The organism is Rathayibacter sp. VKM Ac-2754 (assembly GCF_009807095.1).
In the GTDB taxonomy this organism is placed as follows: Bacteria; Actinomycetota; Actinomycetes; order Actinomycetales; family Microbacteriaceae; genus Rathayibacter.
On record NZ_WUCC01000018.1, the window covers coordinates 17,310 to 31,770 of the forward strand.

A 14,461-nucleotide genomic window follows, 5' to 3' on the forward strand; every position below is an offset into this window, starting at 1 on the left:
GGCCCTGCACCTCCCCGATCCGAAAGGTCTCGACGATGAGACGACGCTCCCCGGAGCCCGCTGCCGCCGCGCCCAGGCGCCGCGCACGTTCCCTGTTCCTCGCAGCCCTCGCCTGCACGAGCGTCGCCCTCGGAGGCGCCCTCGTCCCCGTGAGCGCCCAGGCGGTCGACGTCCCCGCGCCCACCGCGCACTACGACATGTCGCACGCCGGCTCCGCCCTGCTCGACATCTCGGGCAACGGGCGCAACGCCACCCTCACCGGTCTCACCGACGCCTCGTTCGCCGACGCGGGCGGCGACCAGGTGGCCCGGTTCAAGAACAACGGCTACGCAGCCCTCCCCAAGGGGCTCGTCACCGGCACCGACAACGCCTTCGCCGTCGAGTACACGGTCAAGACGCAGACCTCGGCCAACCAGTTCGGCTGGGTCATCGGCGACGGAGTCGGCAACTGGAACACCACGCAGCTCGGCAACCACGTCTTCGTGAACCCGCGCAGCTCCGAGGGCGGCTACAGCAACCAGGTGCTCTCGGGCATCCGGGTGAAGGACACCGGCAACGGCGAGACCCGCCTGCCCGCGGGCGGCGGCCTCAACCCCGGCTTCACGACGCTCACGCTCGTGGGCTCGGGCACCGGATCGAGCACGACGCTCACGCTCTACCGCGACGGCACGCAGATCTCGACCGTCACGGCGAGCAAGTCGATGGCGAGCATCATCCCGACCGGGTCGACCCTCGGCTACCTCGGCCGCTCGCTCTACACCGGCGACGCACTGCTCACCGCCGACGTCACCGACGTCAAGTTCTGGGACACCGCGCTCACCGCCGACCAGGTCGCCTCGAGCATGCCGACCGCGGCCGCCAAGTCGGCGTCGACCTCGGCGCTGCTGCGCTCAGACGTCCTGCCGGTGCTGCTCGCGGACAACCCGTCGCTCACCACGGTCTCGTCGAACCTCACCCTGCCGGCCACCAGCAGCGGAGTCACGCTCACCTGGTCGTCGTCGAACCCCGCGGTCGTGTCGAGCACCGGAGTCGTCTCGCGCAGCATCGCGCAGGACACCCCGGTCACGCTCACCGCCACCACGAGCCTCGGCACCACGCTGACCTTCGACGTGATCGTGCTCGCTCCGAGCATCAACGACGACCTCGACGCCCTCGCCCTCGCGAGCCGCACCACCGAGAACCTGCCCCTCGTGGTCACCGGCGCCAAGAACGGCACCGCCATCACCTGGACCTCCTCCGACCCGGCGCTCGTCACTCCGACGAGCACCGGCTACGTCGCCCCGGCCGTCGGCGCCGCCGACCCGTACCGCGGCGGAGGAGTCGTCACCCGTCCCGCCTACGGCTCGGGCGACAAGACGGTCACCCTGACCGCGAACGCCACGCTCAACGGAGTCTCGGAGTCGCGCACCTTCACGCTCACGGTCGCCGAGCTCGGTCGCACGGCACCCGACGCGGGCTACGCCTCGGCGTACTTCAAGTCGGACGGCGACGAGAAGATCTACCAGGCGGCGACGTCGGGCAACGACTTCTTCACCTTCTCGCCGGTCAACAACGGTCAGGCCGTGATCACCTCGACCACCGACACGAGGGGTCTGCGCGACCCGTTCATCCTCCGCTCCCACAACGGCGACAAGTACTACATGGTCGCCACCGACCTCTGCATCTCGTGCGGCACCTCCTGGGGCGACGCGCAGTCGAAGGGCAGCCTCAAGATCGAGGTCTGGGAGTCGGTCGACCTGGTGAAGTGGACGCGCACCAACGGCGTCGACACCGGCATCACGGTCAACCAGCCGTCCGCCGGCATGACCTGGGCCCCGGAGGCGTACTGGGACGACGCGCTGCAGTCGTACGTCGTCTTCTTCTCCTCGCGCCTCTACTCCGACGCGACGAAGACGAACAGCGACAAGCTCTACTCCCGCGTCTTCTCGGTGATCACCCGCGACTTCCGCACCTTCACGTACCCGCCCGCCACCTGGCAGGACACCGGCTACGCGCGGATCGACTCGACGATCACCAGGATCGGCGACTACTACTACCGCTTCACCAAGAACGAGGAGGGCGGCGCGGCCGGCACCCTCGAGGCGGGCAAGGACATCTTCCTCGAGAAGTCGAAGGTGCTGACCGCGCCGACGACGTCGTCGAACTGGACCGCCGACCCGAACACGACGTGGCAGCTCACCGACACGAACATGACGCGGCTCGAGACCGGTCAGGAGGGTGAGGGCCCCGAGATCATCAAGCTGAACGCGGGCGACCCCAACGACACCACCGCGAACGGCGACGGCTACGCGTTCCTCGTCGACAACTACGGCAGCGGCGGCTACAAGGCGTTCGTCACCAGCGGCGCGGCGATCGCGGGGAGCACGCAGAGCGCGCGCCTCTCGAAGTCGGCGGACTGGACCGTCTCGACCAAGGGCGGCCTCCCGGCCAGCCCGCGCCACGGAGCGTTCGTGAGCGTCCCGCAGAGCGTCCTCACCGCGATGAAGACCTGGACGGGGATCGCCGCTGTCGACTCCACGACCACCCTCACCGCCCAGGGCCGCACCGTGACCGCGACGGTCGCCGCGGCCGACGAGGGCGAGGTCGCCGGCACCGTCACCTTCACCGGGGGCGCCTGGTCGAGCACCGTCCCGCTCGCGGGCGGCTCGGCGAGCGCCACGGTCCCGGCCGAGGTCGGCAGTGTCACTGCGACCTACAACGGCTACACGGACGAGCGGGTGAACACGTCGGCCTCGGCCGCGGTGTCGCTCGACACGCTCGAGCTCGCTCCGGTGGTCTCGACGCGCTGCGTGGCCGGCAAGGTCGTGCTCTCGGTGACCGTCAAGAACAACGACACCGCGGCGGCGACCGTGACGATCGCCTCCGACCACGGTACGAAGTCGTTCGCCTCGGTCGCTCCCGGCTCCTCGGCCTCGGCCGCGTTCACCACGCGCCTGAAGGCGATGCCGGTCGGCTCGGTGACGGTGACCGGTTCGGCGGCGAACCAGCCGCCGTACTCGACGAGCGTCCCCTACGCGGCGGCGACCTGCTGACGCGCTGAGCACTGAAGGGCCCCCTCCCGCCGCTCACCGCGGTCGGGCGGGGGCCCTCTCGGTCGGGGCGGCGGACGCATGCCGCAGCACCAGCCGCGCCGTGAGCCCGCCGCCCGAGGTGTCGACCAGCTCGATGGCGCCGTTGTCGTGCTCGACCAGCTGGCGAGCGATGGCGAGCCCCAGGCCGGAGCCGCCCGGCGCCGTGCTCCAGAAGCGGTCGAACGCGCGCTCCCGCTCCGCGGTGGTCATGCCCGGCCCGTCGTCGACGATCTCGACGATCACCCGGTGCTCCTCCGCTCGCGCCCGCAGCACGACCCGCCCGCCGCCAGCGCTCTCCCGCAGCGCGTTGTCGACCAGGTTGTCCACGGCCTGCTCGAGGTGCCCGGGAGTCACGAGAGCCTGCAGATCCGACGTGGGGACGAGGTCGAGCCGCGCACCGGCCTCCTCGGCCGACGCCTGCCAGAACGACCAGCGCGCCTCGAGCACGGCCGCGACGTCGACCGGCTCGCGGGGGCGCGACGACGCCCGGGTCTGCGCGAGGACCAGCAGGTCCGAGACGAGGCGGCTCAGCCGGCCCGCCTCGCCGAGGGCACGATCGACGGCCAGCCGGTCGGCCGGATCCCCGAGGCGGTCGCGGAGGTTGTCGAGACTCAGGCGCAGAGCGGTGAGGGGCGTCCGCAGCTGATGGGAGGCGTCGGCCGCGAACGACTGCTGCGCCGAGAGCAGCCCGTCGATCCGATGAGCACCGTCGTTGAGCGTCTCGGCGAGCCTCCGCGTCTCGGGCGGGCCCACCTCGGCGGGGTCCAGCCTCGCCCGGAAGTCGCCGCGCGACATCCGCCCCGCCATCCCGTCGAGCAACCGCAGCGGCCGGAGGAGCGAGGTCGCCACCAGGGCGCCGGCGAGACCCGAGAGCAGCAGCACGACCGCTCCGGCTCCGAGCCGGAACAGCCACACCCCGCGCAGCTGAGCGTCGACGGGCGCGGTCGGGAGGGTCAGCCGCACCGCACCGACGGCGGTTCCCTCCTCCGAAGCCGCGGGTACCGTCACCTGCAGGCCCCGCTCGCCGAGGACCGACTCCGGTACGACCCGCGCACGCTCCTCGCCCGCCAGGGCCGCGGCGAAGTCGGCGTCGTCGGCACCCGCCACCTCGCGGCCGAGCACCGGGCTGCGGTCGGCAGCGATCAGCTCGACCCGGCCGGCGGTCTGGCGCTCGACCTCCGCGCGGAGGCGCTCCACCGCCAGACGCGCGCCGCTCGAGGTCGCCTGGTCGGCGTCGGTGGCCGGCGCGAGGAGCACCGCGATCGTGCGCGCCTCGCGGAGGGCGACGTCCCGCTGGCCGCCGCGCAGCTGCTGATCGAGGTTGAAAGCGACCGGCACGGTGAACGCGATGAGCGCGAGCGCCACGATCAAGAGGTACGACGCGACGAGTCGGCGTCGCATCAGGGGCGCTCCAGGCGGAATCCGACGCCGCGGATCGTGGTGATCGCGGCGACCGACCCGAGCTTCTGCCGCAGGACGGAGATGTGGACGTCGAGCGTGCGGGTCGAGCCGAACCAGTGGCTGTCCCAGACCTCGTCGATGAGCGCCTCACGGGTGAGGACCGTGCCGGCCCCGCGGGCGAGTGCGACCAGCAGGTCGAACTCCTTGGGCGCCAGCGCGAGCTCCTCGCCGTCGGAGTGCACCCGGCGGGCCGCGACGTCGATGCCGAGCCGCCCGAGCACGAACGCGGGCGCGGCGGCGTCGCTCCGACCGGCATCGATCGCGCCCCGCCTCCTGGTCACCGCGCGGATCCGCGCGATGATCTCCCGCACGCCGAAGGGCTTCGCCACGTAGTCGTCGGCGCCGACCTCGAGGCCCGCGACCGTGTCGATCTCGTCGCCCCTGGCCGTGATGACGATGATCGGCACGTCGGAGTCGGCGCGGAGACGCCGGCAGACGTCCAGGCCGTCGATGTCGGGCAGCCCGAGATCGAGGAGGACGACGTCCGGCGCCTCGGCGTCGAGCGCCTCCTGGCCGGTGGTCACGCCCGTCACGTCGTAGCCGTAGCGCTCGAGCCCCTCGGTCAGCGAGTCCGCGATCGAGGGGTCGTCCTCCACGAGCAGGATGCGCACGGATCACTGTCCCATCGGTGTCAGGAGGAGGGCGTCGCGGTCACTCCGCGACCGGCTCCTTCGAGGAGTGGTGCTCGACGATCCTCCACTCGCCGTCGATGTCGGCGTAGACGAAGGTGAAGCGGGCCGGCACGACATCGCCGGAGGCGCCCATCGTGAACGTGTAGAGCCCCGAGTGCGAGGCGTAGCCCTCACCGAGGTCGCGGACGACGCTCTCGGTGATCACTCCGGAGGGCTCGTTCTCGAGGAACGACTCGAAGTAGCCGAGCCGCTCCTCGGGAGTGTCGTGGATGCCGGGTGCGACGGTCGGCAGGAGGACGGCGTCCTCGGCGTAGTGCTCGTCGACCTGCTCGGGGTCGCCGGTGGCGAGGGAGGCGTTCCACTCGTCGAAGAGCGCCGTCACCTCGGCCTCCGTGGGGGCGGCCGTCACCGTGTCGTCCGAGGCGGCCTGCGCCGCTCCGGCGCTGCAGCCGGTGAGGGCGAGGACCGCCGCGGCGGGCAGGGCGAGCAGGGAGAGGGAGGTGCGGGTGCGGGGAGTCATCGTGGGGTCCTTCGCGTCGAGATCCGGGATGCCGGTCCGGCGATCGCCGGTGCATCCACTCTCTCGAGACCCCTGTCAGCGCCCCGTCAGCGCAGTGTCAGCGCTCGGTCAGCAATTCGCCGAGGCCCCCTGACGCCTCCCGCGTCAGCTCGTCGGCGCCAGCAGGTCGGCGTGGTGCACCTCGGCCACGTTCGGGTGCGCGCGGAGGCGGTACCGCAGCGCGTTCTCGCCGTAGGTCTCGAGGATCGGGCTGTTGGTCGGGTCGACCGACAGCCCCGACTTGAGCTCCTCCGGCAGCGGGAGGGACGGCATCGTCGAGTCGAGCGAGGGGTTGAAGAAGAACGGGATCGAGATGCGGTCGGTGCCGATCAGCGGCGAGATCACGCGGTGCAGCGTCGCCTTGAGGTAGCCGCCGGTCGCGAGCTCGAGCATCTCGCCGATGTTGACGACGAAGGCGCCGGGCATCGCGGGAGCCTCGATCCAGTCGCCGTCGTGCTCGACCTGCAGGCCGCCCTTGCCCTCCTCGACCAGCAGCAGCGTGAGCACGCCGCCGTCGCGGTGCGCGCCGACGCCCTGCTTGGGCTCGGGGTCGGAGGTGCCCGGGTAGCGGACGACCTTCACCAGCGAGAACGGCTTCTCGGCGAACGCCTCGTCGAACACGTCGGCCGGGGCGTCGAGCGCGACGGCCCAGGTGCGCAGCAGGCGGATCGCCACCGCGGCCAGCTCCTCGTGCCAGCGCTCGAACAGCGTGCGGAACTCCGGCAGCGCCTCGGGCCAGAGGTTCGGGCCCTCGAGGCGCTGGTAGTCGGGCACCTCCGGCCCCTGCGCGATGACGTCGCGGTCGATGCCGATGTCGACCTGCTCGCGGTAGTCGACGTCGCCGTTGGTCAGCTCGGCGCCGAAGCGCGTGTAGCCGCGGAACTGCGGGCTCAGCGTGTTCTCGATCGCGAGCTTGTCCGCCTCCGGCAGGTCGAAGAAGCGGCGGGACACGGCTACGACGTCGTCGAGCAGGTCCTGCGGCACTCCGTGGCCGACGAGGTAGAAGAAGCCCACGTCGTGGGTGGTCTCGCGGAGGTCGCGGCGGAAGGCGGCGGCCTCCTCCTCCCCCTGGTCGAGGCGGGACAGGTCGAGGATCGGCAGGGAATCAGTCATGGGGAAAGCCTTTCGCAGATCGGAATCTCCGGACCCATTGTTACGACAACTAAATGCGAGAACCCCGGCAGTGTGCGGGGACGCCGGATCTCCGGGCCTCCCGCACACCACCGGGGTTCTGTGAGGCGCCGAGTGTTACGGCGTGGGCATCCCGCCGTTGACGTGCAGCGTCTCGCCGATCACGTAGCTCGACTCGGGCGACGCGAGGAACACGTAGGCCGAGGCGAGCTCGGACGGCTGTCCCCAGCGGCCGAGCGGCGTCTGCGAGCCGACCTCGGGCAGCGACTCCGGCGGCTGTCCGCCCGCAGTCTGCAGCGGGGTCCAGATCGGACCGGGCGCGACGACGTTCACGCGGATGCCCTTGGGGGCGAGCTGCTGCGAGAGCGCCTTCGAGAACGTGTTGATCGTCGCCTTGGTCGAGGCGTAGTCGACCAGCGTCGGCGACGGCGTGTAGGCCTGGATCGACGAGGTGCTGATGATCGCGGAGCCCGGCGCGAGGTGCGGCAGGGCGGCCTTGATCAGCCAGAACATCGCGTAGACGTTGGTCTTGAAGGTCTCGTCGAACTGCTCGTCCGAGAGCTCGAGCAGGTCTTCGACGAACTGCTGCTTGCCCGCGTTGTTGACGACGATGTCGAGGCCGCCGAGGCCCTCGACGGCCTTCGCGACGGCGCCGACGGTGAAGTCGTGGTCGGTGAGGTCGCCCGGGATGGCGACGGCGGTGCGGCCGGCCTCCTCGATCAGGGCGACGATCTGCTTCGCGTCCGACTCCTCCTCGGGGAGGTAGACGATGGCGACGTCGGCGCCCTCGCGGGCGTAGGCGATGGCGACGGCGGCACCGATACCGGAGTCGCCTCCGGTGACGAGCGCCTTGCGTCCGGCGAGGCGGCCGGAGCCGCGATAGGTGTCCTCGCCGCGGTCGGCGCGGTCGTCCATCTTCGAATCCAGGCCGGCACCCTCCTGGTACTGGGCCTCGGTGTCGATGTCGGCGAACATCTTCGACGGGTCCTCGAAGGTGTACTGGTCTTTCGCGGTGTTCTGGTCGTTCGGAGTCTCGGAAGTCATGGTCCGACGCTAGGCGCGGTGAGGCGACCACCGCGCGTGCTTGACAGCTCCCGGCAGGCGCCGCACGCGCGCACGGCGAACCAGGGACAATGGCCGGGTGACCCGCGACGACTCCCCCGCCTTCGACTCCGAGACGCCCCTGCCCGGCTGGCAGCACACCTACTCCGGCAAGGTCCGCGACCTCTACACGCCCGACGACGCCGACCCCGTCCTCGGTGCCGACCGCATGCTCGTGGTCGCGAGCGATCGCGTCAGCGCCTACGACAGCGTCCTCGAGCCCGGCATCCCCGGCAAGGGCGAGCTGCTGACCGAGCTGTCGCTCTGGTGGTTCGCGCAGCTGGCGGATGTGCCGAACCACCTGCTGCCCGGCGACGTCCCGGAGGCCGTGCGCGGCCGGGCGATGCTGGTGAAGACGCTCGACATGTTCCCGATCGAGTGCGTCGTGCGCGGCTACCTCTCGGGCAGCGGGTGGAAGGAGTACCGCTCGACCGGCTCCGTCTGCGGCGTCGCCCTCCCCGAGGGCCTGCAGGACGGCGACCGCCTGCCCGAGCCGATCTACACGCCCGCCTGGAAGGCTCCGCAGGGCGAGCACGACGAGAACATCACCTTCGAGCGCACCGTCGAGATCGTCGGCGACGCGGCCGCGGAGGCGCTGCGCACCCTCTCGCTGCGCGTCTACGCGGAGGCGGCGGCGATCGCCCTCGCCCGCGGCGTCATCCTCGCCGACACCAAGTTCGAGTTCGGCGTCGAGCCGGCCTCGGGAGTCGTCACGCTCGCCGACGAGGTGCTCACCAGCGACTCCTCGCGCTACTGGGACGCCGAGGCGTACGACGCGGGCCGCCGCGGCGAGTCGTTCGACAAGCAGATCGTCCGCGACTGGCTCTCGAGCGAGTGGGACGGCCAGGGCACGCCGCCCGCCCTGCCGCACGAGATCGTCGAGCGCACCGCGGCCCGCTACCGCGAGCTGATCGACCGCCTGACCCGCTGACGGTCGGGGGAGCGCGTGCCGCTCAGCTCTCCGGCTGCTCCTCGAGGATCCGGCTGACCCCGTCGAGCAGCGCGCCGAAGCGCACCGCCTCCTCGTCGGGGATCCCGTCGGCGAGCGTCCGGATCGCACCGTAGGTCGGCGCGTCGGTCTCGCTGATCGCCCTCTGGGCGCTCTCGCTCAGGCAGAGGATGCGGCCCCGGCCGTCGGAGGGATCGGGCTCGCGGGCGACGTAGCCGGCCCGCACGAGGCGGTCGACCAGGAGCGAGACCGCGGCGGTCGTGATCTTGAGCGCGTTCGCGAGGTCGACGCCGCGCACGATCTCGTCGTCGGCCGCTCCCATCCCGATCAGACGCAGCGCAGCGAGGTCGGTGGTGCCGATCCCGAGACGGCGCTCCACCCGGCCGTCGTAGTCGCGTTCGGCCGAGCGCAGGCGGGTGAGCAGCGCGTACAGGTCGGGTCGATCGTCCATGGCATCGCGCCTTCCGAGGCGTCGGGGTGGCGCCCCGGTCGGGAACTCGCCTCCGCCATCGAACCACTTCTCCGCGATGCCGGCCCGCGTGTTCCGCAAACGCAGTGCGCCTTCCGGGACTTAGCTAAGGCGCTCAACCACTCCCTAGACTCGAAAAGAGCGAGCGCGCCGCGTTCTCGCGCAGCACGGAGGGATAGCAGAGCATGGGACGCCTCCTCTACGGTGCGCCGTCCAGCGCGCACCCCTTCGACGATCGTGCGCTCGCGCACCTGCAGCGCGTCATCACCTCGCGGTACCGCCGCGGCGAGGGCGTCCTCCTCGTGATCGACGACGAGCACGCCGCATGCCGCACCGAGCTCTGGATGCACCCGACGATCGCCACCCGCTACGAGTACGACTCCCGGGTCACCGAGCTCAACACCCAGTGGCTCCGCGCGCTGTCCGAGGCCGCCCACAGCAGGAGCGGACTCCATCTCATCCCCGAGCCCGACCGATCGGAGGCCTCCTCGTGAGCGACAACAACGGAACCCTCTTCCGCCGCGGAGGCACCGTGCGCTTCGTTCGCTGGGTCTCGTCCCGCGACGGCGGCTGGGCGCCCGAGATCGTGCAGGGCCGCTACCTCGAGCGCGACGACGCCGGCTGGGTCGTCGAGATCGACGGAGCACGCACCGTCCTCGCGAAGGACGACTGGGCCGTCTACCGCTGACCGCTCGGCGTAGTGTGGAGCGGGTGCGTTCCGACGATCGCCGCGGCATCACCTCGGCTCCCTTCCTCCTGACCACCGTCGGAACCACCAGCCTGGTGTTCCTCAGTGCGTTCGAGGCGCTGGCCGTGACGACGATCATGCCGATCGTCAGCGCCGACCTCGACGGCCGCGCACTCTACCCGCTCGCCTTCGCCGCGACACTGGCGGCGGCCGTCGTCGGGATGGTCGCCGCGGGCTCGTCCGCCGATCGGCGCGGACCCACGCCCGCGCTCGTCACCGCGATCCTGCTCTTCGCGATCGGCCTGATCGCGGCCGGCACCGCGACGTCGATGGGCGTGTTCGTCGCGGCACGACTGCTGCAGGGCCTGGGCAGCGGAGGCATCACCGTCACCCTCTACGTGCTCGTCGCCCGGGTGTTCCCCGCCGATCTGCACCCGAGGATCTTCGGCGCCTTCGCCGCCGCCTGGGTGATCCCCTCCCTCGTGGGTCCGCTCGCCGCCGGCCTCGTCGCCGAGCTGGCGAGCTGGCACTGGGTGTTCCTCGGAGTCGTCGTGCTGGTGGGGGTCGCGAGCGCGGTGATCGCTCCGACCCTCCGCGCGCTCGAACCGCAGGAGCTGCGCCCCTTCGATCGCGGCGCCGTCGGCCGGGTGGCCCGCGCCGTCGTCGTCGCAGCCGGAGTCGTCGTGCTCAGCACGAGCGCCGAGATCGCGCCCGCCTTGTCGACACTCCTCGCCGCCGGAGCGATCGTCGTGGTCGTGGTGGCGGTGCGGGCGCTCCTGCCCGCCGGGACCCTGCTGGCGCGCGGAGTGCTGCCGTCGACGGTGCTGCTCCGAGCGCTGGTCGCCGCCGCCTTCTTCGGGACCGAGGTCTACCTCCCGCTGCTGCTGAGCGAGCAGTACGGCCTGCCGCCGTGGCTCTCGGGCGCGACGCTGACGGCGGGCGCGGTCTCGTGGGCGCTCGGCTCGAACCTCCAGGGCCGCCCCGGCACCCGGCTGTCGCACGGGAACGCGATGCGACTGGGCACGGCGCTGCTGCTGGCGGGCATCCTGATCGTCGTGATCACGGTCGCGCTCACCCTCTCGCCGATCGTCGCGGGAGTCGGCTGGTTCGTCGCGGGCGGCGGGATGGGCGCGATGTTCCCGCGGATGGGCACGCTGACGCTCGCCCTGTCGGCGCCGGGGCGCGAGGGCTTCAACAGCTCGGCCCTGCAGATCGGCGACTCGACCGGCGGATCGGTCTCGCTCGCGCTGACCGGGCTGATCGCCGCGACCGTGACCGGTCTGATCGGAGGCGGGGCGGCCGTGTTCGGCGCGATCTTCCTCTACGGCGCCGTCGTCGCGCTGGGCGCGGTGCTGCTCGCCGGTCGCCTGAACGGGCTCCTCCTGCGCGGCGACGCGGAGGAGCCCGCGACTCAGCTGTAGAGCGACTCCGGGACGTCGAGCCCGTAGATCGCGCGACCCGAGCTCCAGATCACCGAGCAGGCGGCGCGGAGGAGATCGGTCGCGTCGTCGCCCGCGCTGACGATGACGACGGAGTCGCCCTCGAGTCGCACCTTCGCCGAGCGCACCGAGTGCGTGCCGTTCTTCGCGATCGTCGTCGCCGGGTAGGGCAGGTGCAGCTCGCGCAGGTCGCCGAGGATGTACTGCGGACGCAGCTTCGGCTCGGCGGCCAGCAGCTGCTTCGCGCGGTCGATGCCGGTGAGGACGTGGGCGCTGGCCATCTCGGCCGCGTTGGCACCCGCGATGTCGGTGTCGAGGCGGTCGCCGATGAAGAGCGGATTCGTCGAGCCGAACCGCGCGGTCGCGGCGTCGAAGATCGCGCGCTCCGGCTTGCCGGCGACGACGGGGAGGCGACCCACTGCGGTGTGCACGGCCGACACCAGGGTGCCGTTGCCGGGAGCGATGCCGCGGGCGACGGGGATCGTCCAGTCGGTGTTCGTCGCGACCCACGGGATCCCGGTGTGCAGCGCGAACGAGGCCTCGGCCAGCTGCTCCCAGCCGACGGTCGGCGCGAAGCCCTGGATCACGGCGGCGGGCGACTCCTCGGCGCTGCGCGTGACCGTGAATCCCGCGCGCTCGACCTCGGTGGTCAGTCCCTCGCCGCCGACGACGAGGACGGTCGAGCCGGCCGGCACGAGGTCGGCCAGCAGCACGACGGCCGCCTGCGGCGAGGTGACCACGTCCTCCGGGCGCACCACGAGCCCGAGGTCGGACAGGTGCCCGGCGACCGAGACATCGGTGCGGGAGGCGTTGTTGGTGATGTACCCGACGCGGAGCGACTCGCCGGCGCTGTTCAGGCTGTCCACGGCGTACGGGATCGCGTCGGCGCCCTTGTAGACGACGCCGTCGAGATCGGCGAGGACGGCGTCGCGCCCGTCGAGCGGGGTGGGGTCAGTCTTCGCGCTGCGGAACATCGTGCGCCTCCTCGGCGGTGTCGGGGATCTCGGGGTCCGGAGCGTCGGCGTCGGGGGTTCCGGCGTCGGGGGTCGCGCCATCGGGGATGTCGGCGTCGGGAGTCGCGGCGTCGGAGATCTCGATGTGCGAGCTGTCGGCCTCGGAGGTGACCGCGTCGTCGTCCGTGACGATCGCGTCGTCAGGCTCCTCCGTCGGCTGATCCTCGATGTCGGCCACCTCCTGTGCGGCCGGCTCGGGGAGCAGATCGTCGCTCTCCTCCTCGATGACCTCGATCGTCTCGTCGTCACCGCCACCCTCGGCGGCGAAGACCGCGCGTTCGGCGATGTCGGCGCGACGCTGCCAGGTGGCCGCCTCCTCGGTGCGCCCGAGCTCCTCGAGGACGAGTGCGTAGGCGGCGAACAGCGGCGGGCTGTACGAGAAGGCTCGATCCGGCTCGAGCTGCGGGATCTCGAGCTCCATCAGCGCGAGCTCGGTCTGACCGAGATCGAGGCGCGCCCCCGACATGGCGATCGCGAGCGAGACCTGCGCGCCGGGGCTGAGCGCGGTGCGGTCGATCGAGCGTCCGAGCTCGAGCGCCTTGTCGGGCCGGCCGACTCCACGCTCGCTGTCGACCATGAGCGGCACCTGCTCGTCCGACCCGGAGATCCGCCGATAGGTCCGCAGCTCACGCAGCGCGAGCGCGTAGTCGCCGATGGCGTAGGCCGAGATCGCGAGCGACTCGCGCACGATCGCGATCCGCCCGGCGCGACGGGCCGCCGAGAGGACGTGCCGGTGCGCGAGCTCAGGATCCTCCTCGAGCAGACGACCGGCCATCACCAGGTGCATGGCGACCCACTCGGCGTTCTCCTTCGTCAGCGTGCGCAGCTCGTTGCGCGCTCCGCGGTCGAGGTCCTTCGCCTGCACGTCGTCGGGCAGCTCGGGGTCGTCGTGGCGCGGGCGCACTGACTGCAGCGAACGGCGCTCGCGCTCCTCCTCCGAGATCTCCGGCTCCTCGCGCGGGCCGCCGCGGCCGGCGAATCCGCCGCGACCTGCTCCGCCCTGGCGGTCGCCGCCTCCGCGCCGGTCGTCCCAGCGGGGTGCCGAGTCGCCACGGCCTCCGCGCGAGTCGCCGTCGCGCGACGGCCTCGAGCCGGCATCGCCGCGCGGCCGCGAGTCTCCGTCGCGTCGGGGCGGGTAACCGCCCTCACGACGAGGAGCAGAATCACCATCGCGTCGGGGCGGGTAACCGCCCTCGCGACGGGGCCGCGAGTCACCGTCACGACGAGGAGCAGAGTCGCCGTCACGACGGGGCGGATAGCCACCCTCTCGACGGGGCCGCGACTCACCGTCACGACGAGGAGCGGAGTCGCCGTCACGACGGGGCGGATAACCGCCCTCACGACGAGAAGAAGAGTCACCATCACGACGGGGCGGATAACCGCCCTCACGACGAGAAGAAGAGTCGCCATCACGACGGGGGCGCGAATCGCCGTCACGACGAGGAGCGGAGTCGCCGTCACGACGAGGGGGGTATCCACCCTCGCGGCGGGGAGCCGCATCGCCGTCACGGCGCGGACGCGAGTCGCCATCACGGCGCGGACGCGAGTCGCCATCACGACGAGGAGCGGAGTCACCGTCACGTCGGGGACGGGAGTCGCCATCCCTGCGGGGACGGGAGGCACCATCACGGGCAGGACGGTCGTCGCCTCGCCGAGCCTGACCACCGGAGGCGGGTCGGTCGGAACGGCCGGCGCGCGGCGGGCGCTGGTCGCGCTCGTCGCCTCCGCGGTCCTTGCGGTCGGATCCTGAGTCGTCCATGCGTTCCTCGCCTGTCGTGGTGATGCGCTGCCGTCGTGCTGGGTGATGGTGCTCTGTGGAGTTGTCTCGCTCGAGGCGAGGGTGTGCGGCTCGACGCCGCACCGCCCCACCCTAGCTCGCGACCCGGCGCGAAGCACGGATCGTGCTCTCTGCAGAAGGAGAGCGGGGGTGGCGCAGCACGGTCGAACG

At 71.8% G+C, this 14,461-nt stretch carries 13 protein-coding genes; 5 read left to right on the forward strand and 8 right to left on the reverse strand.

Features of this window, described 5'->3' with window-relative positions; all coding sequences use genetic code 11:
- Nucleotides 1-35 precede the first annotated feature (35 nt).
- Complete coding sequence (locus tag GRS92_RS18380) at nt 36-3,032, forward strand: immunoglobulin-like domain-containing protein (protein WP_159859677.1); 2,997 nt, start codon at nt 36-38, stop codon at nt 3,030-3,032.
- Nucleotides 3,033-3,065: 33 nt separating this feature from the next.
- Here the strand turns inward: GRS92_RS18380 and GRS92_RS18385 are convergent, their stop codons facing one another.
- The 5 genes from GRS92_RS18385 to GRS92_RS18405 form a co-directional block, all read right to left on the reverse strand.
- Nucleotides 3,066-4,472 (reverse strand): sensor histidine kinase, encoded by a 1,407-nt coding sequence (locus tag GRS92_RS18385; protein WP_159859680.1) that lies wholly within the window; start codon nt 4,470-4,472, stop codon nt 3,066-3,068.
- A complete protein-coding gene (locus GRS92_RS18390) occupies nt 4,472-5,143 on the reverse strand; it encodes a response regulator transcription factor (RefSeq protein ID WP_159859683.1) in 672 nt (223 codons plus the stop codon). Before GRS92_RS18390 ends, GRS92_RS18385 begins: the two co-directional genes overlap by 1 nt.
- Nucleotides 5,144-5,183: 40 nt before the next feature.
- Nucleotides 5,184-5,684, reverse strand: coding sequence for an SgcJ/EcaC family oxidoreductase (locus GRS92_RS18395; protein WP_159859702.1), 501 nt, complete (start codon nt 5,682-5,684; stop codon nt 5,184-5,186).
- A gap of 144 nt (nt 5,685-5,828) precedes the next feature.
- Nucleotides 5,829-6,836 (reverse strand): isopenicillin N synthase family dioxygenase, encoded by a 1,008-nt coding sequence (locus GRS92_RS18400; protein ID WP_159859705.1) that lies wholly within the window; start codon nt 6,834-6,836, stop codon nt 5,829-5,831.
- Between the two features lie 135 nt (nt 6,837-6,971).
- Nucleotides 6,972-7,898, reverse strand: coding sequence for an SDR family oxidoreductase (locus GRS92_RS18405; protein ID WP_159859708.1), 927 nt, complete (start codon nt 7,896-7,898; stop codon nt 6,972-6,974).
- Between the two features lie 97 nt (nt 7,899-7,995).
- Between GRS92_RS18405 and GRS92_RS18410 the strand changes: the two genes are divergently transcribed.
- Nucleotides 7,996-8,886, forward strand: coding sequence for a phosphoribosylaminoimidazolesuccinocarboxamide synthase (locus GRS92_RS18410; RefSeq protein WP_159859711.1), 891 nt, complete (start codon nt 7,996-7,998; stop codon nt 8,884-8,886).
- 22 nt (nt 8,887-8,908) lie between these two features.
- Here the strand turns inward: GRS92_RS18410 and GRS92_RS18415 are convergent, their stop codons facing one another.
- Nucleotides 8,909-9,355: a MarR family winged helix-turn-helix transcriptional regulator gene (locus GRS92_RS18415; protein ID WP_159859714.1), complete on the reverse strand. Its 447-nt coding sequence runs from the start codon at nt 9,353-9,355 to the stop codon at nt 8,909-8,911.
- Nucleotides 9,356-9,558: 203 nt separating this feature from the next.
- Between GRS92_RS18415 and GRS92_RS18420 the strand changes: the two genes are divergently transcribed.
- From GRS92_RS18420 to GRS92_RS18430, 3 genes are read left to right on the forward strand one after another with little or no spacing between them, the layout of a single operon-like run.
- Nucleotides 9,559-9,867, forward strand: a complete 309-nt coding sequence (locus tag GRS92_RS18420; protein WP_159859717.1) for a DUF7882 family protein — start codon at nt 9,559-9,561, stop codon at nt 9,865-9,867.
- On the forward strand, nt 9,864-10,061 hold the full coding sequence (locus GRS92_RS18425) for a hypothetical protein (RefSeq protein ID WP_159859719.1): 198 nt from the start codon (nt 9,864-9,866) through the stop codon (nt 10,059-10,061). Before GRS92_RS18420 ends, GRS92_RS18425 begins: the two co-directional genes overlap by 4 nt.
- Before the next feature lie 23 nt (nt 10,062-10,084).
- Nucleotides 10,085-11,482 carry an MFS transporter gene (locus tag GRS92_RS18430; protein WP_235022122.1) on the forward strand — a complete coding sequence of 466 codons (1,398 nt, stop codon included), beginning with the start codon at nt 10,085-10,087 and terminating at the stop codon, nt 11,480-11,482.
- Here GRS92_RS18430 and GRS92_RS18435 read toward each other — a convergent pair.
- A complete protein-coding gene (locus GRS92_RS18435) occupies nt 11,473-12,474 on the reverse strand; it encodes an HAD-IIA family hydrolase (RefSeq protein WP_159859722.1) in 1,002 nt (333 codons plus the stop codon). The two genes, GRS92_RS18430 and GRS92_RS18435, sit on opposite strands and share 10 nt — an antisense overlap.
- Entirely contained in the window at nt 12,452-13,417 is a 966-nt protein-coding gene (locus GRS92_RS18440; protein WP_235022123.1) for a hypothetical protein, read from the reverse strand. Before GRS92_RS18440 ends, GRS92_RS18435 begins: the two co-directional genes overlap by 23 nt.
- Between the last annotated feature and the right edge of the window lie 1,044 nt (nt 13,418-14,461).

Excerpts from the sequence above, each read along its gene's own strand:
- GRS92_RS18380 (WP_159859677.1), top strand. The coding sequence starts at position 36 with ATGAGACGACGCTCCCCGGAGCCCGCTGCCGCCGCGCCCAGGCGCCGC.
- GRS92_RS18385 (WP_159859680.1), bottom strand. The coding sequence starts at position 4,472 with ATGCGACGCCGACTCGTCGCGTCGTACCTCTTGATCGTGGCGCTCGCG.
- GRS92_RS18395 (WP_159859702.1), bottom strand. The coding sequence starts at position 5,684 with ATGACTCCCCGCACCCGCACCTCCCTCTCCCTGCTCGCCCTGCCCGCC.
- GRS92_RS18400 (WP_159859705.1), bottom strand. The coding sequence starts at position 6,836 with ATGACTGATTCCCTGCCGATCCTCGACCTGTCCCGCCTCGACCAGGGG.
- GRS92_RS18405 (WP_159859708.1), bottom strand. The coding sequence starts at position 7,898 with ATGACTTCCGAGACTCCGAACGACCAGAACACCGCGAAAGACCAGTAC.
- GRS92_RS18415 (WP_159859714.1), bottom strand. The coding sequence starts at position 9,355 with ATGGACGATCGACCCGACCTGTACGCGCTGCTCACCCGCCTGCGCTCG.
- GRS92_RS18420 (WP_159859717.1), top strand. The coding sequence starts at position 9,559 with ATGGGACGCCTCCTCTACGGTGCGCCGTCCAGCGCGCACCCCTTCGAC.
- GRS92_RS18435 (WP_159859722.1), bottom strand. The coding sequence starts at position 12,474 with ATGTTCCGCAGCGCGAAGACTGACCCCACCCCGCTCGACGGGCGCGAC.